The 20,640-nt window shown below is 69.2% G+C and carries 20 protein-coding genes; 1 reads left to right on the top strand and 19 read right to left on the bottom strand.

Going from position 1 to position 20,640, the window contains the following annotated elements; genetic code table 11:
* Positions 1-26: 26 nt before the first annotated feature.
* The 19 genes from B2284_RS10145 to mraZ form a co-directional block, all read right to left on the bottom strand.
* Positions 27-956: an RluA family pseudouridine synthase gene (locus B2284_RS10145; protein WP_006946614.1), complete on the bottom strand. Its 930-nt coding sequence runs from the start codon at positions 954-956 to the stop codon at positions 27-29.
* Complete coding sequence (gene lspA, locus B2284_RS10150) at positions 953-1,555, bottom strand: signal peptidase II (protein WP_082740965.1); 603 nt, start codon at positions 1,553-1,555, stop codon at positions 953-955. Before lspA ends, B2284_RS10145 begins: the two co-directional genes overlap by 4 nt.
* Positions 1,528-1,944, bottom strand: a complete 417-nt coding sequence (locus tag B2284_RS10155) for a TraR/DksA family transcriptional regulator (RefSeq protein WP_040014933.1) — start codon at positions 1,942-1,944, stop codon at positions 1,528-1,530. The genes lspA and B2284_RS10155 overlap by 28 nt, the downstream gene beginning before the upstream one ends.
* Before the next feature lie 213 nt (positions 1,945-2,157).
* Positions 2,158-3,285, bottom strand: a complete 1,128-nt coding sequence (locus tag B2284_RS10160) for a DivIVA domain-containing protein (protein WP_006946610.1) — start codon at positions 3,283-3,285, stop codon at positions 2,158-2,160.
* A 92-nt stretch (positions 3,286-3,377) separates the two neighbouring features.
* Complete coding sequence (locus B2284_RS10165; RefSeq protein WP_006946604.1) at positions 3,378-3,656, bottom strand: YggT family protein; 279 nt, start codon at positions 3,654-3,656, stop codon at positions 3,378-3,380.
* A 101-nt stretch (positions 3,657-3,757) separates the two neighbouring features.
* Positions 3,758-4,258, bottom strand: a complete 501-nt coding sequence (locus tag B2284_RS10170; protein ID WP_006946575.1) for a cell division protein SepF — start codon at positions 4,256-4,258, stop codon at positions 3,758-3,760.
* A 73-nt stretch (positions 4,259-4,331) separates the two neighbouring features.
* On the bottom strand, positions 4,332-5,111 hold the full coding sequence (locus B2284_RS10175; protein WP_170957184.1) for a YggS family pyridoxal phosphate-dependent enzyme: 780 nt from the start codon (positions 5,109-5,111) through the stop codon (positions 4,332-4,334).
* Positions 5,108-5,851, bottom strand: coding sequence for a peptidoglycan editing factor PgeF (gene pgeF / locus B2284_RS10180; RefSeq protein WP_006946611.1), 744 nt, complete (start codon positions 5,849-5,851; stop codon positions 5,108-5,110). Before pgeF ends, B2284_RS10175 begins: the two co-directional genes overlap by 4 nt.
* 15 nt (positions 5,852-5,866) lie before the next feature.
* Entirely contained in the window at positions 5,867-7,189 is a 1,323-nt protein-coding gene (ftsZ, locus tag B2284_RS10185; RefSeq protein ID WP_074045459.1) for a cell division protein FtsZ, read from the bottom strand.
* A gap of 223 nt (positions 7,190-7,412) precedes the next feature.
* Positions 7,413-8,864 carry a UDP-N-acetylmuramate--L-alanine ligase gene (gene murC, locus B2284_RS10190; protein WP_074041037.1) on the bottom strand — a complete coding sequence of 484 codons (1,452 nt, stop codon included), beginning with the start codon at positions 8,862-8,864 and terminating at the stop codon, positions 7,413-7,415.
* A complete protein-coding gene (murG, locus tag B2284_RS10195) occupies positions 8,861-9,961 on the bottom strand; it encodes an undecaprenyldiphospho-muramoylpentapeptide beta-N-acetylglucosaminyltransferase (protein ID WP_006946518.1) in 1,101 nt (366 codons plus the stop codon). Before murG ends, murC begins: the two co-directional genes overlap by 4 nt.
* Positions 9,962-9,966: 5 nt before the next feature.
* On the bottom strand, positions 9,967-11,220 hold the full coding sequence (ftsW, locus tag B2284_RS10200; RefSeq protein ID WP_006946534.1) for a putative lipid II flippase FtsW: 1,254 nt from the start codon (positions 11,218-11,220) through the stop codon (positions 9,967-9,969).
* A complete protein-coding gene (gene murD / locus B2284_RS10205) occupies positions 11,217-12,722 on the bottom strand; it encodes a UDP-N-acetylmuramoyl-L-alanine--D-glutamate ligase (RefSeq protein WP_115296341.1) in 1,506 nt (501 codons plus the stop codon). The genes ftsW and murD overlap by 4 nt, the downstream gene beginning before the upstream one ends.
* Positions 12,719-13,810, bottom strand: coding sequence for a phospho-N-acetylmuramoyl-pentapeptide-transferase (mraY, locus tag B2284_RS10210; RefSeq protein ID WP_006946613.1), 1,092 nt, complete (start codon positions 13,808-13,810; stop codon positions 12,719-12,721). Before mraY ends, murD begins: the two co-directional genes overlap by 4 nt.
* Positions 13,807-15,219 carry a UDP-N-acetylmuramoyl-tripeptide--D-alanyl-D-alanine ligase gene (locus B2284_RS10215; protein WP_115296343.1) on the bottom strand — a complete coding sequence of 471 codons (1,413 nt, stop codon included), beginning with the start codon at positions 15,217-15,219 and terminating at the stop codon, positions 13,807-13,809. Before B2284_RS10215 ends, mraY begins: the two co-directional genes overlap by 4 nt.
* Complete coding sequence (locus B2284_RS10220; protein WP_237723950.1) at positions 15,216-16,955, bottom strand: peptidoglycan D,D-transpeptidase FtsI family protein; 1,740 nt, start codon at positions 16,953-16,955, stop codon at positions 15,216-15,218. The genes B2284_RS10215 and B2284_RS10220 overlap by 4 nt, the downstream gene beginning before the upstream one ends.
* Positions 16,956-17,281: 326 nt before the next feature.
* Positions 17,282-17,770 (bottom strand): cell division protein FtsL, encoded by a 489-nt coding sequence (gene ftsL, locus B2284_RS10225; protein ID WP_136788337.1) that lies wholly within the window; start codon positions 17,768-17,770, stop codon positions 17,282-17,284.
* A 140-nt stretch (positions 17,771-17,910) separates the two neighbouring features.
* On the bottom strand, positions 17,911-18,882 hold the full coding sequence (gene rsmH / locus B2284_RS10230; protein WP_074045461.1) for a 16S rRNA (cytosine(1402)-N(4))-methyltransferase RsmH: 972 nt from the start codon (positions 18,880-18,882) through the stop codon (positions 17,911-17,913).
* A 138-nt stretch (positions 18,883-19,020) separates the two neighbouring features.
* Positions 19,021-19,452, bottom strand: a complete 432-nt coding sequence (gene mraZ / locus B2284_RS10235; protein ID WP_006946550.1) for a division/cell wall cluster transcriptional repressor MraZ — start codon at positions 19,450-19,452, stop codon at positions 19,021-19,023.
* Positions 19,453-19,847: 395 nt separating this feature from the next.
* Between mraZ and B2284_RS10240 the strand changes: the two genes are divergently transcribed.
* Positions 19,848-20,640: AAA family ATPase (locus tag B2284_RS10240; protein ID WP_286697443.1), on the top strand; the 793-nt coding region annotated here is incomplete at its 3' end.

The raw sequence follows: 20,640 nt of genomic DNA on the forward strand, positions 1-20,640 counted from the left end.
CGGGCGGAACGTCGCGGAATTCCGCGTCAGGCGCTGATGCGATCGAGCGCGCGCTGCAGGTCGGCCGGGTACGGCGAGGTGAACGTCACACGTTCGCCGCTACCGGGGTGGTCGAATCCGAGCTCGACGGCGTGCAGCCACTGACGCTCCAGCCCGAGCTTCTTCGCGAGCGTCGGGTCGGAGCCGTACAGCGGGTCGCCGACGCACGGATGATGCATCGCTGAGACGTGGACACGGATCTGGTGGGTGCGCCCCGTCTCGAGATGGATCTCGAGCAGCGACGCCGACCGGAACGCCTCGAGCAGTTCGTAGTGCGTTACCGACGCGCGGCCGGAATCCATGACGGCGAACTTGTAGTCGTGGTTGGGATGGCGCCCGATCGGCGCGTCGATCGTGCCCTCGATCGGGTCGGGCAGGCCCTGCACGAGCGCGTGATACGTCTTGTCGACCGTGCGGTCACGGAATGCCTGCTTGAGCAGGGTGTACGCACGCTCGCTCTTGGCGACGACCATGAGACCGCTCGTGCCGACGTCGAGGCGCTGCACGATGCCCTGACGCTCCGGTGCGCCCGAGGTGGAGATGCGGTACCCCGCAGCGGCGAGGCCGCCGACGACATCCGGGCCGTCCCAGCCGACGCTCGGGTGCGCGGCGACGCCGGCCGGCTTGTCGACGACGACGATCTCGGTGTCGTCGTGCACGATGTTCATGCCGGGCACGGGTTCGACGCGGGGCGTCGCCTCACGCGGCCCGGTACGCTCCGGCATCGCGACCTCGAGCCACGCGCCGGCGCTCACGCGCTCGGACTTCGCGACCCGCTTGCCGTCGACGCTGACGGCGCCCTCGGCCGCGAGTTCGGCGGCGCGGGTGCGGGAGAAACCCAGCAGGCGGGCGATGGCCGCGTCGACGCGCTCCCCCTCGAGCCCTTCGGGGACGAACAACGACTTGACCTCGCTCATCGCTGAGCCTCCTCGGTGGTGGGCGACGCGCCATCATCTGCGCCGTCGTGGGCGCCCTCGCGCGTTCCGTCGAGACCGATGCCGCGGAAGGTCAGCAACACGACGAGGGCCGCGGCGACGCAGATCGCCGAATCGGCCAGGTTGAAGATCGGCCAGTGCGGCAGCTCGAAAAAGTCCACGACGTGGCCACGCCCCCCACCCGGCTCACGAAAGAACCTGTCGATCAGATTGCCGACGGCTCCTCCGATGATCAGCCCGAAGGCGAGGGCCCACGGGAGGCTACGCAGCTTGCGCGCGGTCACGGCGAGCACGACGACCACGACCACCGCGATCGCGGTGATGAAGAGCGTCGAATTCGTGCCGAGGCTGAACGCGGCGCCGGGGTTGTACGTCAACCGCAGCCGCAGGAACGAGCCGAGCAGATCACGCGGGCGGCCGTCACTCAGGGCGTCCTGCGCCCATTGCTTGCTGGCCTGGTCGGCCGCGATGACGCCGAGCGCCGCCACGGCGACGAGCGCGAGAGGGCGCCCCGAGACGCGGGACGGGGGGACGGTGGGTGTGGCGCCCGAGTTCAGCGGCGCTCCTGCTTCTTCTTGCATGTCATGCATAGGGTCGCACGAGGGAAGGCCTGGAGTCGAAGTTTGCCGATCGGGCCGCCGCACGATTCGCATACGCCGTACGTGCCGTCGTCCATCCGCCCGAGGGCGCGTTCGCTCTGACGCAGCACCTCCGCGGACTTGCGGGCCAACGAGATCTCGTGCTCGCGCTCGAAGTTCGCGTTGCCGACGTCGGCCTGGTCGTCGCCCGCCCCGTCGCCCGGGTTGCGCAGCAGCCCCTCGAAGTCCGTGGCGAGTTCGTCGAGCTCGGCGCGCACGCGGGCCACGTCGGCCTCGAGCTCGGCCCGCACCTCGGCGAGTTCGGCGTCGCCCCACGGCTCCTCGGCGCCGCCGACGGCCAGGTCGCTCGCGGCGGTCTTCTGTGTCGCCATGGTGGTCACTCCAGTCTCCCAGCGGCGCCCGCTCGGCGCGCACGATGATGCGGATATTACGCAGAGGATAGGCCACATCAGGCGGGTCGAGGCGAACAACAGATGAAGTTTTACGTACCCGCTAGTAGGACCAGCAAAGGGACGCACGAAGCGGGCTCGTGGACGACAGATCGTGCACGAGCCCGCTTGGTGACGGCCATGAGGCCGCGGTCATCACGCTTTGGTGTCGGGCGTCTGCTGCTTCTCGTCGAGCTTGCGCAGCTGCTCGCTCAGGTAACCCTTGAGGTTCGAGCGGTAGTCGGTCTCGAAGCCCTTGAGCCGCTCGATCTCGGCTTGCAGCGCCGTGCGTCGCGTCTCGAGGTCGGACAGGATGCTCGTGCGACGCTGCTCGGCCTCGGTCACGAGCGCGGCCGACTTCTCGGTACCCGTGCGCACGAGCTTGTCGTGCTGGCTCTGCCCGCTCGAGACGAGTTCGTCGTGCTTGGCCTGAGCCTTCTTGACGAGGTCGTCGTGCTCGCTCTGGCCGCGCTTGACGAGGTCGTCGTAGGTCGACTGGCCTGTCGTCAGCAGTTCGTCGTGGCGCTGCTTGGCGCTCGACAGCAACTTCTCGCTCTTCGCGTTCGCCTCCGTGACCACCTTGTCGCGGTGCGCGGTGGCTTCGCCGACGAGACGATCACGCTCGGTCTCGCCGTCACGCACGTGCTGGTCGTGCAGACGCTGTGCGAGGGCGATGACGCCCGCCGCGTCGGTGCCGGCGTTGGTCTCGTTCGTGGCCGGCTGCGTCGACGTCGCCGAGGCGGCCTCGCGGGCCTGCTTCAGCTCGTTCTCCAGCTGCGTGATGCGCGCGTCGGCCTCGGCCAGCTTCGCCTGCGCGTTCTTGGCCTCCTCGCGGGCGCTCTGGAGGTCGCGACGGGCGCTCGTGGGGTCGGCGCTCGCCGCGTCCTGACCTGCGTCGGCAGCCTCGTTCGCCTTGGGGGCACGCGCCTTGTCGAGTTCGGTGCGCGACGTTTCCAGTTCCTTCTTGAGGCGCGCGATCTCCGCCTTGTCCTCGTCGCTCGAGCCACCCGCGGCTGGAGCCGCAGCGTTGTTCACCGGCGTGAGGGCCGGGACGGCCGTCGTCTTCGACTGGCCCGCCATCGTCGCGTCGCCGTCTCCGCCGTGGCTGCGGCGGCAGTCGTCGAGCTTGTCGCTCAGCGAGTCGTTCTCGGCGTTCAGCCGACGCAGCTCGACGACGATCTCGTCGAGGAAGTCGTCGACCTGGATCTCGTCATACCCGTTGCGCCCGAACCCCTTCGGCTTCGAGAACTCCTTCTTGACGACGTCTTCCGGCGTCAGCGCCATGTATTCACCTCAGTAACGCTCGAAGCCGAGGCGGGGCCTCGGCAAATCCGTTTCGTGCACGCCGATGCGGGCACGCTCAAAATTTCCCGACTTCACCTTAGGAGATTAGCCGCGACTTGCACAGCCAGCGCCACGATCAGGAACGCCAGGTCGATGCCGACGCCGCCGAGGCGCAGGGGCGGAACGACGCGGCGCACCGCCTTGATCGGCGGGTCGGTGACGGTGTAGACCGCCTCCGCGACGACGAGCACGACGCCACGCGGCGTCCACTGCCGCGCGAACACCTGGATCCAGTCGAAGACGAGGCGCGCGATGAGCACGACGAAGAACACGTCGAGCACGGTCGCGAGCGCCGTTCTGACGCCGTTCATCGAGTCTCCTTCATCACCATGACGCCATCCTCCCACGCATGGGCGCGGCCGCCGTCATCCAGCGGACAACGGCGGCCGCGGCCCGAGCGCGAGGCGACGATTCAGCTCTGGTTGAACAGCCCGCGCGTCGCCTTGGCGACCTCGGGCCCGCTCGTGGAGACCTCGACGTTCTCGGGCGAGAGGAGGAAGACCTTGCTCGTCACGCGCTCGATAGAGCCGTGCAGACCGAAGACGAGACCGGCGGCGAAGTCGACGAGACGCTTGGCGTCCGTGTCGTCCATGTCGGACAGGTTCATGATGACGGGGACGTTGTCGCGAAAGGCCTCACCGATCTCCTTGGCCTCGTTGTACGTCCGAGGGTGGATGGTCGTGATGCGACTCATGGTCGAGGCCTCCGTGTCGGAAAAGTCGTGGTGGGTCACCTCGGGGCGCAGCGGCGTGACCTCGGCAGGGGCGCGACGTTCGTACGCGTCATAGTCGTCGTGACGCTCGTCGTCGTAGGCGACCTCGTACTCCTCGACGTACTGCTCGCTCGCGCGCGGCGCGTGCGTGTCCACGTCGGACAGTCCGAGGTATTCCATCGTCTTGCGCAGTGCGCTCATTCTTCCTGCTCCTGTGTCCGCCTGGCCCCTCGCGGAAAGGGCACCACATAGCTCGTCGGTGTCAGGCTCGAAGTTACCCGGCGAGCGGACGCGAACCGAGTATTGCGCTTCCGACACGCAGGTGTGTCGCGCCGATCTTCACCGCGTCCTCGAGATCGCCCGACATCCCCGCCGACAACGACGTGGCCTGCGGGAAGTTTGCGAGGAAATCTTGACGGACGTGCGCGAGACGCGAGAACGCGGCGGCCGGCTCCTCTCCGAGTGGCGCGACCGCCATGAGCCCGCACAACCGTAGGTGCGGCGCCTGCTCGACCGCCGCGGCCACCTCGTGCAGCTCGGTCTCCTGCGCGCCACCGCGCCCCGAACCGTCACGCTCGAGAGCGACCTGCACGAAGATGTCGAGGGGGTTCTCGCGATCCGCGGCGCCGGCGTCGAGCAGCGGCACGAGCTTGAGCCGGTCGAGCGACTGCACGACGTCCGCGTGCCGCGCGATGCGGCGCGCCTTCTTGCTCTGGATCTGGCCGATGAAGTGCCGACGCGGTGAGGCGATGAGATCCGGACGCTCGGCGCGCAGCGCATCGACCTTCTCGACGAGCTCCTGCTCGCGGTTCTCCCCCACGTCGCCCACCCCGAGGTCGGCGAGCGCGACGAGGTCGGTGACGGGGAAGAACTTCGTGACGACGACGAGCGTCGGGGCGTCGTCACGCCCGGCCGCGCTCGTGGCGGCGGCGATGCGGACGCGCACGCGCTCCAGGTTGGCCTGCAACTCGGCGCGACGCGCGGGCGAGGCGTCGAGACCACGGCGACTGGGGTCGGAATCGGCGGTGCGTGACGGCGTCGGAGGCTGCATCACGACACGGCCGCCTTGCGGACGATGAGCCCGGCGAAGCGACCCGTCGCGCCGTCGCGACGATACGAGTACAGGCGAGGCTCCTCACGCGTGCATCCCGGCACCCATTCGAGCGGGACACCGGCGTCCGCGAGCTGCGACGCGACGCCCGCCGCGACGTCGATCGCCGGCGTGCCCGTCCACGTGATGGCGGCGCTGGCCGGGTGGGCCTGACGCGCGGCGTCATGCATCTCGCGCGGCACCTCGTAGCAGCGCCCGCAGATCGACGGGCCCAGCACTGCGCTGATGTCGCGCGCTCCGAGGTGGCGCATCGCCTCGAGCGCCGCCGGCACGACGCCGGCGAGCATGCCGGGACGCCCGGCGTGCGCGACGCCGATGACGCCGGCCGCGTCATCACTCAGGAGAACCGGCGTGCAGTCGGCCACCATGACGCCGAGCGCGAGGCCGCTGTCACGGCTGACCATCGCGTCAGCGCTCGGTCCGGCCTGACCGGAGGCGACGTCGGCGAGGGTGACCTCCGCGACGCTCGCGCCGTGGACCTGATCCATCCAGGCAATGGGGACGCCACCCAGCTGCGCGGAGACCCGCTCCCTGTTCACGCGCACCGCACGCTCGTCGTCACCGACGTGCAGCCCGAGGTTCAACGCCGAGAACGGCGCCTCACTGACCCCGTCGAGGGAATCGGTGAAGCACCGTTCGAGCGAGCCGCTCGGCGACTCACGCCGGTCGTGCCAGAAGAACATCGACCGGGCTCCGGATCACTTGAGGAAGTCGGGGACGTCCAGGTCGTCACGATCCTCGAACGTGACCTCCTTGGGCGGACGCACGACCTCGGGGGCCTGCTGACCGCCCTGCTGCGACTGCCCTTGCTGCGCCTGGCCCTGCTGAGCGTCCTGGGCGTGCTGCTGCTCACCCTGACCCGGCTGGACGCGGGCCGGCGGCGCGGAGACGCGCGTCGGGCCGGCGGTCGTCCCGGGAACGGTGACGGGCTTGATCGTCGCCGGGGCGGCAGCCTGCGGCTGGTAGGACTGCTGCGCCTGCTGGGACGGCATCTGCGCGGACGTCTGCTGCTGCGCGGGACGCTGCTGAGCGCCACCCTGCTGAGCAGGACGCTCATCGTTGCGCTTCTGCGGCGCACCACCGTCGAAACCGGCGGCGATGACGGTGACGCGCACCTCGTCGCCCAGGGCGTCGTCGATGACGGCACCAAAGATGATGTTGGCCTCGGGGTGCGCCGCCTCCTGCACGAGGCGAGCGGCCTCGTTGATCTCGAACAGACCGAGGTCGGAACCGCCCTGGACCGACAGCAGGACGCCGTGGGCGCCGTCGATGCTCGCCTCGAGCAGCGGGCTCGAGATAGCGAGTTCGGCGGCCTGCACCGCGCGGTCCTCGCCACGGGCGGAACCGATGCCCATGAGCGCCGAGCCGGCACCCTGCATGACGGACTTGACGTCGGCGAAGTCGAGGTTGATCAGACCTGGGGTCGTGATGAGGTCGGTGATGCCCTGGACACCGGACAGGAGCACCTGGTCGGCCGAGCGGAAGGCGTCAAGCATCGAGACGGCGCGGTCGCTGATCGACAGCAGCCGGTCGTTCGGGATGACGATGAGCGTGTCGACCTCTTCGCGCAGCGCGGAGATGCCGAGCTCGGCCTGGTTCGCGCGACGACGGCCCTCGAAGGTGAACGGGCGGGTCACGACACCGATCGTCAAAGCACCGAGGCCGCGGGCGATCTTCGCGACGACGGGCGCACCACCCGTGCCCGTGCCACCACCCTCACCGGCGGTGACGAACACCATGTCGGCGCCCTTGAGGACCTCTTCGATCTCCTCAGCGTGATCCTCCGCCGCCTGACGACCGACCTCGGGGTCGGCGCCGGCACCGAGACCGCGCGTCAGCTCACGGCCCACGTCGAGCTTGACGTCGGCGTCACTCATGAGCAGGGCCTGGGCGTCGGTGTTGATCGCGATGAACTCCACACCCTTGAGGCCGACCTCGATCATCCGGTTGATGGCGTTGACGCCACCGCCGCCGATACCGACGACCTTGATGACGGCCAGGTAGTTCTGGGGAGTTGCCACGAGAAGAGGCCTTTCGAAAGCGGGTGCGAGTATGCAGAGCCGATGCTACGCGACCGGATGCCCGGACGCGAACATCTCGACGTCAACTCGAACGTGACCCCGCCAGGCACGTGGCCCGCCGACCCGCGCACCACCGCACCCCCTCGGCGACCCGGGACCCCTGAGGCAACGGAAGACCCCCGGCATTCCGCAGAATCCCGGGGGGTCTTGGCCGCCGAAAAGATTAACCTTCGACTTCACCTTCACGCGTATTGAGACCAGTGAGGATGCGCGGGCCGAGGTGCGTGACATCGCCCGCGCCGACGGTCACGACGAGGTCGCCCGGGCGAGCCACGTCGAGCACGCGAGCGAGCGCGTCGTCGGCCGTGGGAGTGAACTCGCCGCGTCCGGACGTCATGCGATCGGTGATCAGCGCGCCGCTCACCCCGGCGACGGGCTGCTCGCGCGCGCCGTACACGTCGAGGACGAAGGCGTGGTCGGCGCCATCGAGCGCCGCGGCGAGACCGGTCGCCGCGTGCTGCGTACGCGAGTACAGGTGGGGCTGGAAGATGACGATGAGTTCGCCGTCGTCCTTGAGCCCGGCCGCCGTACGCACGAGGGCGTCGAGCTTGCCGGGGTTGTGGGCGTAGTCGTCGACGACGCGGACGCCGCCCGCCTCACCACGCGGCTCGAACCGACGCGAGGTGCCGCGGAAGGCCCCGAGCCCGCGCGCGACATCGGCCGGCGCGAGGCCGAAACCGTGGACGAGGGCGGTGTAGACGCCCGCCGCGTTGAGCAGGTTGTGGGCACCCGGCACATGCAGCGCGACGTCGTGGACGGCATCCCCGTCGCGAAGGCTCATGCGCCAGTCGAAGCCCTCCCCGCTCTCCGCGACGATACGCACGTCTGCGTCGGTGTCGCGCCCGTACGTCAAGACGCGCGCGCCCGCGGCGCGACGGCGCTGGGCCAGGGCCAGCGAGCCCTCGTCGTCAGCGCAGGCGACGAGCAGACCCTGCGGCGCGATCGTCGCCGCGAAGGTCTCGTAGGCACGAGCAAGGTTGGCCGACGTGCCGTAGAAGTCGAGGTGATCGTCCTTGATGTTCGTGACGATCGCGACCTGCGGGTGGTAGACGACGAACGAGCCGTCGCTCTCGTCGGCCTCGACGACGAAGATCTCGCCCTCGCCCGGTGCCGCGTTGACACCGAGCCCCGCGACGTTGGCGCCGATCGCGAACGACGGCTTCTCTCCCGCCGCGACGAGGGCGGCCGTCGCCATTCCGCTCGTCGTCGTCTTGCCGTTGGCGCCCGCGACGGCGAGCCCGCGACCCGCGCGCATGAGCATCGCGAGGCCCTGGCTGCGGTGCAGCACCGGCAGACCGCGCCGTCTGACCTCGACGAGTTCGGGGTTGGCCTCGTTGATGGCGCTTGAGATGAGGACGACGGCGCCGTCCGGCACGTCGGCAACGTTCGCGGCGTCGTACCCGAGCTCGATGCGTGCTCCCTGGGCACGAAGGTCGTCGAGTACCGGCAGGTCGACGTTGTCGGAGCCGCTCAGGGTGACGCCCGCGGCGAGGAACAACCGCGCGACGCCCGACATGCCTGAGCCGCCGACCGCGATCATGTGCACGTGTGGCACGTCCGCGAGAGCGGGCAGCGGCGCGGCGAAGTCGAACCGCTCGTTCACACCGTTGCTCATGCCCGGCCCCCGGTCGCTGCAGCGTCCTCGATGAGGTCGACGAGGCGTGCGGCGCCATCCGCGTGCCCGCGGCTGCCGGCTGCCGCACGCATGCGGGCCAGCTCGTCGGCGTCCGTCACGAGCGGGATGACGACGCGCTCTACCCACGTCGCGTCGACGTCGCCGTTGTCGACGAGCAATGCTCCCCCGGCCTCGACGACGTCCTTCGCGTTGAGTCGCTGCTCGCCGTTGCCGATGGGCAGCGGCACGTAGATCGCGGGGATCGCGAGCGTGGACAGTTCGCTCACCATGCCGGCGCCGCTTCGCGTGACGACGAGGTCGGCCACCGCGTAGGCGAGGTCCATGCGGTCGCAGTACTCCTCGACGACGTAGCGCGGCCCCGAGGCGGTGGCCGGGGCCTCGAACCCCTTGCCCCGCCCGGTGATGTGCAGGACCTGCACCCCGGCCTCACGCAGCGCCGGCGCGGCCGCGGCGAAGGCCTCGTTGAGACTCGCTGCACCGAGCGAGCCACCGGTGATGACGAGCGTCGGGCGTCCGGGTTCGAGACCGAAGTACGTCATCGCCTCGGCGCGCAGCATCGCGGGGCGAAGCTCTCGGATCTCGCGTCGCAGCGGCATCCCGACGACCTCGGCGCCCGCCAGCGGGGTGCCGGGGAACGTCGTCGCCGTGTGCGCGGCCCATCGCACGCCGAGCTTGTTCGCCAGCCCCGGCCGGGCGTTCTGCTCGTGGATGACGATGGGGATCCCAGCCTTGCGCGCCGCGAGGTAGACGGGCGTCGAGACATACCCGCCGAAGCCGACGACGACCTGCGGGCGGCGTTCGGCAACGAGTGCCTCCGCCTGGCGCAGCGCCCCCCGGAACGCGGCGGGAAACCTCAGCGCGGCGACGTTCGGCCGACGCGGGAAGGCGACCTTCGGCACGTAAGACAGCGTGAAACCGTGCTCGGGCACCAGTCGCTCCTCGATGCCGTCAGGGGAACCGACGACCGTGATGACGGCTTCGGTGTGGCGGTCGGTGATCTCCTGCACCGTCGCGAGCAACGGCAGGACGTGACCGGCCGTTCCTCCTCCGGCGAGCAGAACGCGTTCGAGCGTCATGTCAGTCAGCCTTTCCGTCGAGGGAGCACGGCGAGTGTGCGCGCCACGCGGCGCGGTTTGAGGGTGAGAGCTTCGGCGGCACCTGGTTCCTGCCTGGCGAAGGCCAACAGGATGCCGATGCCGAACAGTGTCATGACGAGCGCCGACCCGCCATAGGAGACCAGCGGGAGCGGCACACCGACGATCGGGAAGATGCCCAGGACCGAGCCGATGTTGACCACTGCCTGGAAACAGATCCACACCATGATGCCGGCACTCGCGACGCGGACGAACATGTCACGCGTCTGCGCGATGAGCCGGTAGCACGCGTAGGCGAGCACGACGTACAACGCGAGCACCGTGAGGGCACCCGGCAGACCGAGCTCTTCGCCGATGATGGCAAAGATGAAGTCGTTGTGAGCCTCCGGCAACCACTGCCACTTCTCACGCGAGGCGCCCGGCCCGAGGCCCCACACTCCGCCCCCGGCGAGAGCGTACATGCCGTGCACCTTCTGGTAGCACCCGTCGAGATCGACGTTGTCGCACCCACCGAGCCAGGCCTGGATGCGCGAGGTCCGGTTACCACTCGTCCAGATCGCGATGGGCAACGTGACGAGGGCGAGGGCCGCCAGCCAACCGAACAACGCCTTGCGCGCGCCGGCACACCACAACATGCCGAGGTAGATGACCGAGACGACCATCGTCGTCCCGAGATCCTTGCCGAGCATGATCAGCCCGATGAGCAGGACGACATAGGGCACGGTAGGCAGGATCGAGCGACGGGGGTCGTGCAGGTGGGCCTGTCGGTTGGACAGGACGAGCGCCACCATGAGGATCAGCGCCACCTTGCCGATCTCGGACGGCTGGATCTGCAGCCCGCCCACTCGGATCCAGTTGCGGTTGCCGAGTACCTCCACACCGATCCCGGGCACCATGACGAGCACCTGCAGGAAGAGTGCGGCGAGCATGAGAGGAAAGGCCATCACCTTGAACACCCGGATCGGCAGACGACTCGTCACGGTAGCCACGATGACACCGACCACGGCGAATACCGCCTGCTTCGTGAAGTCCGAATACGGCGACTGCGTATCCATGTACGACGTCACGCTCGAGGCGGACAACACCATGACGAGTCCGAGTCCGACGAGCATGCCCGCCGAGCCGAGGATCAGGTAATACGTGGCCAGCGGCGACTCGAGCCACTTCAGGCGTCCTCTGAGCTGACGCGAGGCCCCCTGCACCGCAGGCGAATCCCGCCATGACAGGCGCGTCGCCGTCATGCCCCGGATCCGCTGAGTGCCGCGACCGCGTCGGCGAACGCGTCACCGCGCGCGCCGTAGGAGGCGTACATGTCGAGACTCGCCGCTGCCGGTGCGAGCAGCACGGTGTCGCCGCGCTGGGCGGCTGCATTCGCCGCCGCGACGGCCTCACGCATCGCCTCGTCGGCATCGCTCGTCTCGATGACGGTGACGGGCACCTGCGGCGCGTGGGCCGCGAGAGCGTCGGCGATGATGCCCCGGTCACGACCGAGCAGCACCACGGCGCGCAGCCGCGAGGCGTTCGCGCGCACGAGATCATCGACCTCGGCGCCCTTGAGCAATCCGCCGGCGATCCAGACGACGGGGTCGAACGCCTGCAGCGACGCCTGGGCCGCGGGCGGGTTCGTCGCCTTCGAGTCGTCGACCCAGCGCACGCCGCCGACCTCGGCGACGCTCGCCATCCGGTGCGGCTGGGGCGTGTAGTCGACCAGGCCCTGACGGACCGCGGCGAGCGTCACGCCGTAGCTGCGGGCGAGCGCGGCCGCGGCGAGCGCGTCGGCGACGTAGTGCGGTGCGGAAGCGTTCGGGCCGAGGTCACTCAGGATGGCGAGTTCGGCTGCGCTGGTGCGTCGTTCGGCGATGAAGGCACGGTCGGCGAGGACGTCGTCGACGATGCCGACCATCGACGGCCCCGGCGTGCCGAGCGTGAACCCGATCGCGCGACAGCCGTCGACGACCTCGGCGTCCTCGACCATCGCCTCGGTCGCGGGATCGTCGACGTTGTAGACGCACGCGACCTGGGTGCGCTCGTACACCCGCCCCTTCTGACGCTTGTACTCCTCGTAGGAGCCATGCCAGTCGATGTGGTCGGGGGCGACGTTGAGGCAGCAGGACGCGTACGGCGACACCGTGCGCGACCAGTGCAGCTGGAACGACGACAGCTCGACCGCGATGACGTCGTACGGCTGCGGGTGCAGTACTGCCTCGAGCAGCGGCATGCCAACATTGCCGGCGGCCACCGCGCGCAGCCCCTGCGCCTTGAGCATCGACTCGAGCATCGTGACGGCCGTCGTCTTGCCGTTGGTCCCGGTGATCGTCAGCCACGGCGCACCGCCCTCGCGCGGGCGCATGCGCCACGCGAGCTCGACCTCACCCCAGACGGGGATGCCGCGCGACATGGCGTCCTGCATGATCGGCGCGCTCGGCGCCACGCCCGGCGAGGTGACGATGAGATGCGTACCCTCCGGCGCCGCGTCCATGTGCTCGGCGCCGAACGCGACGTCGGCGCCGAGGACGTCGAGGATCTGCGCGCGTTCGGCCATGACGTCGCTGTGGTCGCGCGAGACGACGCGCACGCGGGCGCCGCGCTCGAGGAGCGCGTCGGCGGCCGCGAACCCGGACACGCCGAGCCCGATGACGAGCACCGACAACCCGGACCAGTCGGCGTCGCGGTGCGTGAGGTCACGCTCCCCCGCGAACGGTTCGTACGAAGGGTCGAGGGCCCACAGGTCGTGCTGGCTCACTGGCTGACGTTCCATTCCGCGTAGAAGATGCCCAGACCGAACGCGACGCACAGCCCCGCGATGATCCAGAACCTGATGACGACGGTGATCTCGTTCCAACCCACCATCTCGAAGTGGTGGTGCAGCGGCGCCATCCGGAAGATGCGCTTGCGTCGGGCCTTGAACGAGCCGACCTGGAGGATGACCGAGAGCGTCTCGATGACGAACAGCCCGGCGAGGATGACGACGAGGAACTCGGTGCGCGTCGTGATGGCGAGGCCCGCGAGCGCGCCGCCGAGGGCGAGCGAACCGGTGTCACCCATGAAGATCTTGGCCGGCGTCGCGTTCCACCACAGGAAGCCGAAGCAGGCACCCATGAGCGCCGCGGCGACGACGGCGAGGTCGTGAGGGTCGCGCACGTCATAGCACTTGGCGGCGTGCGTCATCATCTCCGAGTACTGGCAGTTCTGGTTGAACTGCCAGATCGAGATGAGCACGTACGCGCCGAACACCATGACGCACGCGCCGGTGGCGAGCCCGTCGAGACCGTCGGTGAGGTTGACGCCGTTCGAGGTACCCGCGATGAGCAGGTTCGCCCAGATGACGAACAGCAGCAGGCTGACGACGGTGCCGCCGACCGCGAGCGACAGGCTCGAGTCGCGCACGAACGAGATGGCGTAGCTCGCGGGTGTGAGGCCGTTGGAGTTCTCGAACTGCAGTGCGAGCACTGCGAAGATGACGGCGACGAGCGTCTGCCCCCCGAGCTTCTGCAGTGACGTCAGCCCGAGCGATCGCTGCTTCGTGATCTTGATGGCGTCGTCGGCGAACCCGACGAGCCCCAGCCCCGCCATGAGGAACATGACGAGTAGGCCGCTCGCGCTCATCGGCGTCATCGTGAACAGGTGGGCGCAGCCGTACGCGAGCAGGCTCGCCGCGATGATGACGGCGCCACCCATCGTCGGCGTGCCGCGCTTGGTGTGGTGCGTCGTGGGGCCGTCGTCGCGGATGAACTGCCCGTATCCCTTGCGCACCAGGAACTTGATGAACATGGGGGTGCCGAACAGAGCGGCGATCAGCGACACGATGGCCGCGATGAGCACGCCCTTCATGAGGTCACCTCCGTGACAGGAAATGCGGGTGTACCGGATTCTTCGACCAACCTATCCCCCAGCATGCGAAGACCCGAGTCACGACTCGACTTGAACAGCACGACATCCCCCGGTGCGATCTGCTCGACGAGCACGTCGTGTGCCGCGTCGATGTCGTCGACGGTGGTGACGGCGTCCGCCGTCATGCCCGCCGTGCGCGCCCCCTGCGCGATGGCCTGCGCGCCCGCGCCGACGACGACGAGGCGGTCGATGCCCAGTTCGGCGGCGAGCTGCCCGACGGCGGTGTGCTCGTCATGCGAGGCCTCGCCCAGTTCGCGCATCTCACCGAGCGCGGCGATGCTGCGGCGTGAGGTACCCATGTGGGCGAGGGCTCGCAGCGCGGCACGCATCGAGTCGGGGTTGGCGTTGTACGCGTCGTTGACGAGCGTCACGCCGCCGCCGACCTCGCTGACCTCCATGCGCCAGCGCGACGCGGCCCCGGCTCCGGCGACGGCCTCGACGACGTCGCCGAGCGCGAGTCCGAGGCTGGTCGCGGCGGCGATGACGCTGAGCGAGTTGCCGACCTGGTGCTCGCCGACGAGGGCGAGACGCACGTCTGCCTCCCCGAGGGGGCAGGTGAGGTGATAGCTCGGGCGACCGTCCTCGTCGATGCTCACGTCGGTGGCACGGTAGTCGGCGTCCTCGCCGAGCCCCACGAGGATGACCTTTGCCTGCGTGCGGCTCGCCATCGCGCGCACCCGCGAGTCGTCGACGTTGAGGATCGCGACGCCGTCCTGCGGCAGCGCCTCCACGAGCTCACCCTTCGTCCGGGCGATTGCCTCGACGGAGCCGAACTCGCCCATGTGCGCCTGTCCGACGTTGAGTACGATGCCGATGCTCGGCGGCGCGATCTTCGTCAGGTACGCGATGTGCCCCACCCCCGAGGCGCCCATCTCGGCGACGAGGTAGCGCGTCGCCTCGTCGATGCGGCAGACCGTCAGCGGGACCCCGACCTCGCTGTTGAGCGAGCCGTAGGGGGCGATCGTCGGCGCGAACCGCGCGAGCACCGCACCGAGCAGATCCTTCGTCGACGTCTTGCCCGACGAGCCGGTGATGCCCACGATCTGCAGGTTGGGTGCACGGTCGACGACGGCGCGCGCCACCTCGGCGAAGGCCAGTTCGACGTCGTCGACGACGACGCACGAAGCACCGTCGACCGCTCGCTCGCCGAGAACTCCGGCAGCGCCGACCGCCAGCGCGGCCGGGACGAAGTCGTGCCCGTCCGCGTGCTCACCGACGCGCGCGACGTAGAGCGAGCCGGCGGCGCACTCGCGCGAGTCGGTGACGACGGGACCGGTGATGCGAGCGTCGGGGCCGACCAGGCGTCCCCCGGTGACGGTCGCGATCTCCTCGAGTGATAGTTCGATCACTGGGACGACGACTCCTTCGAACGGTATTCGATCGGATAGGGCAACTTGTCGCTCTTGTTCGGGGGAATCTTACGGTTATGCAGGGCGTACCCCATGACCTTGGAGAACACGGGCGCGGCGAGGTCGCCACCGAAGGTGCCCGCCTGCGGCTTCTGCAGCGTCACCGACACGATGAGCTGCGGATCCTTCGCGGGCGCCATGCCGATGAAACCCGCCGTCACGCCGTCGTACGTCTTCTTCTGCGCGTCGTAGCGCTGGGCCGTCGAGGTCTTGCCGGCGACGTCGTACCCGTCGACGGCCGCGAGCGGCGCCGAGCCCTCCTTCGACACGACGCCCTGCATCATGCCGATGAGCTCGCGCGAGGTCTTCTCACTGAACACGCGCGTCGGCGTGCGATCGTCCTGCGGCGCCTTCATCGTCCCGTCGGCGTCCTGCACCTTCGACACGAGGCTGAGCGGCGAGCGCACCCCACCGTTGGCGATGGTCTGGAACAGCGCCGTCTGCTGCACCGCAGAACTCGCGAGGCCCTGACCGAACATCACGGTGTACCACGTGTCCCCCACCCAGTTCTTGACGGGCGGGACGATGCCCGCGGACTCGCCGGGAAAGCCGATTCCGGTCGTCTTGCCGAGCCCGAACTTCATCATGTACGAGTACAACGTCTCCTTGGGCATCTTCTCGCCCGCGAGGATCGTGCCCATGTTCGACGATTGTGCGATGACACCGGCGAGGGTCAGGTACTCGACGCCGTGGGGGTGCGAATCCTGGAACGGGCGCCCGGCGCGCTCCAACTTGGCGGGCACCTCGACGTGCGTCGTGGGCCTCGCGAGGCCTTCCTCGAGGAGCGCGCCCGCCGTCACCATCTTCTGTGTCGAACCGGGTTCGAAGGTGTCGGTGAACGCACGGTTCTGCAAGGCGTCGGACGCGGCCGAACTCATGTCGTTGTTGTCGAAGCTCGGGTAGCTCGCGGTCGCGAGAAGGTGCCCCGCCTTGTCGGCGACGACGATCTCGCCCGACTGCGACTTCGTCTTCTTGACGGCCGCGACGAGTTCGTTCTGCGCGTACCACTGGATGTCGTTGTCGACGGTGAGCTGCACGGCCCGGCCGCTGACGGGCTGCTGGTCGAGGTTGTCCCCCGTCGCGATCGGCTCGCCGTTGCGAGCGCGCTCGATCTGGTGGATGCCGTCCTTGCCGCGCAGCTGCGCGTCGAGCATCTGCTCCACCCCGCCGCCAGGCACGCCGGCCGAGTTCACCCAGCCGACGAGCGGGGCGACGGAGGTGCGCTGCGGGTATTCACGCTTCTGACGCAGTTCCGAGGAGATGCCGGGCAGCTCCAGCGCCTTGAGCTGGCTCCACTGCGCCGGCGTGATGTCCTTCGCGAGGTACACGAAGCGGCTCTTTCGCTTGCTCGCCTCGTCGAGCTTGCTCGCGTAGTCGCTCGCGTCGCCGCCGAGCACCTGGGCGAGTTGTGCGCCCACGCCGTCGATGCCCTTGGGCGACCTCTTCGAGTTCTTGCGGTACTGCGAGGCCGCAACAGGGTCTCCCGCGATGTCGCGGCGTTCGACGCTGCGGGCGAGGACCGCACCGTTCTCGTCGGTGATGGTGCCGCGCGCGGCCGGCACGTTGGTGCGCGTGAGCCGCTGCGTCAGCGCCTGCTGGGACAGCTCGTCCGCGTTCCACCACTGCACGCTGAACAGTTCGTAGGCGAAGATCGCGAACACGAGCGTGAATGCCATGAGCATGAGTCGCGAACGTCGGCGCGGGTGCCCGACGGCCGCGAGACGTGCCCGGGCGGGTTCGTTCCAGCGCACCGGGCGGCCCTGGCCGTCGCTGTTCTGACGAACGCCTCGCGCACCACCACCCGCAGCCGGCCGTTCGCGAGGCCGATCCTGACCCTGGGGTCGTCCCTGTCGCCGGTTCTGCGCCGGAACCCGACCGCGAGATCCAGGACGCTGGGAGCCGTCGGGACGGGGGCGGCGAGGCTGGCCGGGCTGAGAGCGCCGGGGTCGATCCACGTCAGCTCTCCTCGTCCCGCTCGTCCACGTCGTGCTCGCTCTACGTCTTACTTGCTCGTCTTCTTCGCCGCCTCGGCCTTCTTGGCCGCCTCGGCCTTGGCCGCAGCAGCGTCGGCCGCTGCCTTCTCCTTGGCTCGAGCCTGCGCCTGCGCCACCGGGTCGGTGATGTGCAGACCGACGGTGCCGCTGGCGATCACCTCGCCGGCCGCCTTGCTGGCGGGGGTGCTCGGGAGCGTGTTCACACTAAGCGCCGTGCCCGCCTGGCTCGGGTGTGCCACGCCGAGCTTCTTGCCCGTGTCCCGACTCACATAGGTGATCGACGCCGGCTTGACCATGCCGTAGCTCTCGGCCTTCAGCGTGAGCTCCTCGGGCGCGGACACGGCCGAGATCTCGCTGTCGAGCGCCTGCTCTCGCTCGTTGAGCGTGGAGACGTCACTGCGCAGCGTCGAGAGGGTGAACGACTGCTCGGCGCGCATCGTGTTGAGGAACAACAGCGCAAGCGCCGAGGCCATCGCGACGAGGACGGCGAGCGCCATGAAGCGAGTGTGCCCGGCGCGCTCGGCGGTGGCGACCTGAGTCGCTGGCCGAGCCGGACGCGCACCGGAACGGGCCGAGGTCACGCGGGGGCGACTCGTCGTCACTCGACGAGGGGCGCGGGTGGGGGCGGCCAGCTGGGTCATGACTGGCTTCCTTTCGCTCGGGTGCGTTCGATGACTCGTAATCTGACGGAGGCACTGCGGGGGTTGCGCGCGAGTTCGTCCTCGCTCGGGACGGCGGCGCCCCGGGTGACGAGCGCGAACTCGGGACGGTGCTCGGGTAGTTCCACCGGTAGACCGGGCGGCGCGGTCGAGGCGGACGCGGTTGCGAAGGCGCGCTTCGTGATGCGGTCCTCCAGCGAGTGGAACGACAGCACGGCGAGGCGTCCGCCGACGGCCAGCGAGTCGAGCGCCGACCTCACAGCCTGCTCCCAGCCGCGCAGTTCGTCGTTGACCTCGATGCGCAGGGCCTGGAAGGTGCGCTTGGCCGGGTGGCCGCTCTGACGCTGCGAAGCGAGCGGGATGACCGAGCGCAACATCTCGACGAGCCGACCCGACGTCGTCCACGGCTGCTTCTCTCGCTCCTTGACGACGGCGTGCGCGATCTTGCGGGCGAAGCGCTCCTCGCCGTACGTCTTGAGGATGCGCTCCAACTCGTCCTGGCTGGCGGTGTTGAGGACGTCGGCGGCCGTGGGCCCGTCGCTCGTCTGGTCCATCCGCATGTCGAGTGGCGCGTCGGCGCGGTAACTGAAGCCGCGGTCGAGCTCATCGAGCTGCAGGCTGGAGACGCCGAGGTCGAACAGCATCGCGTCCGCGGGGCGGGGCAGGACGTCGGCGACCTCGGTGTTGACGGCGTGCACGCCTTCGAAGCGGTCACCGAAGCGGGCGAGGCGTTCACCGGCCAGACGCAGGGCCTCGGTGTCACGGTCGATCCCGATGGCGCGGGCCTCGCCGAAGCGCTCGAGCACGGCCTCGGTGTGGCCACCCATGCCGAGGGTGGCGTCGACGTAGAGAGCGCCGGAGCGCTCGAGCGAGGGGGCGAGAGCGTCGAGGATCTCGGTGAGCATGACGGGCACGTGACGATCGGCTGCGAGGCCGCGTGACATCTCCATCGGTGCTCCGTCGCTCGAATCGGGGTGGGCGGCATTCGGCCGGCGGCGCTGCTGTCGCCAGGGCCCCCGCCGCTGGGCTTCCGGCACCGGGGAAGGTGTGTCGGATTCTCAGCGGCCGGAGACCTCGCGACAGCAGGGCTACAGCAAACCGGGAACGACTTCTTCGGCCTGCTCGGAGAACGGCTGTTCCGCGCCGGCGAGGTAGTCGTTCCACGCCTGCGTGTCCCAGATCTCGACGCGGTTACCCGCACCGATCACCGTGCATTCCTTCGAAAGACCCGCGTACTCGCGCAGCAGCGGCGGGATCGTCACACGGCCCTGCTTGTCGGGGATCTCGTCGGAGGCCCCCGAGAGCAGGACGCGCTGATAATCACGCACCGCACGCGAGGTGACGGGTGTCGTGTTCATCGCGGCAGCGATGCGCTCGAACTCGTTCATCGGAAAGACGTACAGGCAGCGTTCCTGCCCACGCGTCATGACGAGGCCCGCAGCGAACTTCTCGCGAAACTTCGCGGGAAGGATCATGCGGCCCTTGTCGTCGAGACGCGGCGTGTGGGTACCCAGAAACACGGCTGGGCACCTCCCGTCACCGATCTCGCTCCGATGACCCCCACTCTACTCCACTTCACCCCACCATGTCGCCCCACCATGTCTGATCTCGTGATCTGGGCAGAGCGATTTCCGCGTCATTGCAGGGCTGACGGCGGGTGGGGCGCGGTGGAGGGAAAAAACCGCCGTTCCCCGAGCGTGGGGGCGCGGGTCCGGCTCGGTCGACGGCTTCACGGCCACGGCACCTCCTCGAGAGCGCAGGTGGAGCGATGTGGAGGAACCCGGTGGAGCGCAGTGGAGGGCGTGCGTGGAGCGCGGTGGAGGGCGATGCGCTCGTCGGCCAGGCGGGTGACGACGCATCCAAGCCCGCGGGGCGAACTGTGGCCGGGGAGGGAAGTTTGGCAAGATCGTGAGTCATGGAACGCCGCAGCCCCGAGCCTTACCCCGCGACCACCGACGTCCTCGGCCTCGCCGACGCCGTGCGCCGCAACGTCGCCCTCGTCGTCGAGGGCAAGGACGACGTCGTGCTCACGGCCGTCACCGTGCTGTTCGCGGGCGGTCACCTGCTCGTCGAGGACGTGCCGGGCGTCGGCAAGACCGTGCTCGCCAAGGCCCTGGCCCGTTCGGTCGACGCGACGATGCGACGCATCCAATTCACGCCCGACCTGCTCCCGAGCGACATCACCGGTGTCAACGTCTACGACCAGGGCAAGGGTGACTTCACGTTCCGTCCGGGCGCGGTGTTCGCGAACATCGTCATCGGTGACGAGATCAACCGCGCCTCTCCGAAGACGCAGTCGGCGCTGCTCGAAGCGATGGAGGAGCACCAGGTGAGCATGGACGGGCGCACCATGCCGCTGCCGCGCCCCTTCATGGTCGTCGCGACACAGAACCCCGTCGAGATGGACGGCACCTTCCCCCTGCCCGAGGCGCAGCGCGACCGTTTCATGGCGCAGATCAGCATGGGTTACCCCTCTGCGCGCGCCGAGCTCGACATGCTTCTGCACCACGGTGAGAAGGACCCGCTCGACACGCTGCGTCCCGTCGCCAGCGCCGACGACGTCGAGCACGCGATCGATGCCATCGCGTCGCTGCACACGAGTGACGCGCTGCGTCAGTACGTCGTCGACCTCGTCGCCGCGACGCGCAGCCACCCCAACCTGCGTCTCGGCGCGAGCCCGCGCTCCTCGCTGCAGCTGCTGCGCGCGG

The sequence above is a fragment of the Dermacoccus sp. UBA1591 genome, assembly GCF_002322065.1.
GTDB lineage: Bacteria > Actinomycetota > Actinomycetes > Actinomycetales > Dermatophilaceae > Dermacoccus > Dermacoccus nishinomiyaensis.

What these genes read in the sequence shown, in the direction of transcription:
- B2284_RS10145 (WP_006946614.1), bottom strand. Translation starts at nt 956, where the DNA reads ATGAGCGAGGTCAAGTCGTTGTTCGTCCCCGAAGGGCTCGAGGGGGAG.
- mraY (WP_006946613.1), bottom strand. Translation starts at nt 13,810, where the DNA reads ATGAAGGGCGTGCTCATCGCGGCCATCGTGTCGCTGATCGCCGCTCTG.
- B2284_RS10170 (WP_006946575.1), bottom strand. Translation starts at nt 4,258, where the DNA reads ATGAGCGCACTGCGCAAGACGATGGAATACCTCGGACTGTCCGACGTG.
- ftsL (WP_136788337.1), bottom strand. Translation starts at nt 17,770, where the DNA reads ATGGCGCTCGCCGTCCTCGTCGCGATGGCCTCGGCGCTTGCGCTGTTG.
- B2284_RS10220 (WP_237723950.1), bottom strand. Translation starts at nt 16,955, where the DNA reads ATGGCATTCACGCTCGTGTTCGCGATCTTCGCCTACGAACTGTTCAGC.
- ftsW (WP_006946534.1), bottom strand. Translation starts at nt 11,220, where the DNA reads ATGACGGCGACGCGCCTGTCATGGCGGGATTCGCCTGCGGTGCAGGGG.
- B2284_RS10160 (WP_006946610.1), bottom strand. Translation starts at nt 3,285, where the DNA reads ATGGCGCTGACGCCGGAAGACGTCGTCAAGAAGGAGTTCTCGAAGCCG.
- B2284_RS10165 (WP_006946604.1), bottom strand. Translation starts at nt 3,656, where the DNA reads ATGAACGGCGTCAGAACGGCGCTCGCGACCGTGCTCGACGTGTTCTTC.
- B2284_RS10155 (WP_040014933.1), bottom strand. Translation starts at nt 1,944, where the DNA reads ATGGCGACACAGAAGACCGCCGCGAGCGACCTGGCCGTCGGCGGCGCC.
- rsmH (WP_074045461.1), bottom strand. Translation starts at nt 18,882, where the DNA reads ATGGAGATGTCACGCGGCCTCGCAGCCGATCGTCACGTGCCCGTCATG.
- pgeF (WP_006946611.1), bottom strand. Translation starts at nt 5,851, where the DNA reads ATGTTCTTCTGGCACGACCGGCGTGAGTCGCCGAGCGGCTCGCTCGAA.
- murC (WP_074041037.1), bottom strand. Translation starts at nt 8,864, where the DNA reads ATGAGCAACGGTGTGAACGAGCGGTTCGACTTCGCCGCGCCGCTGCCC.
- murG (WP_006946518.1), bottom strand. Translation starts at nt 9,961, where the DNA reads ATGACGCTCGAACGCGTTCTGCTCGCCGGAGGAGGAACGGCCGGTCAC.
- lspA (WP_082740965.1), bottom strand. Translation starts at nt 1,555, where the DNA reads ATGCAAGAAGAAGCAGGAGCGCCGCTGAACTCGGGCGCCACACCCACC.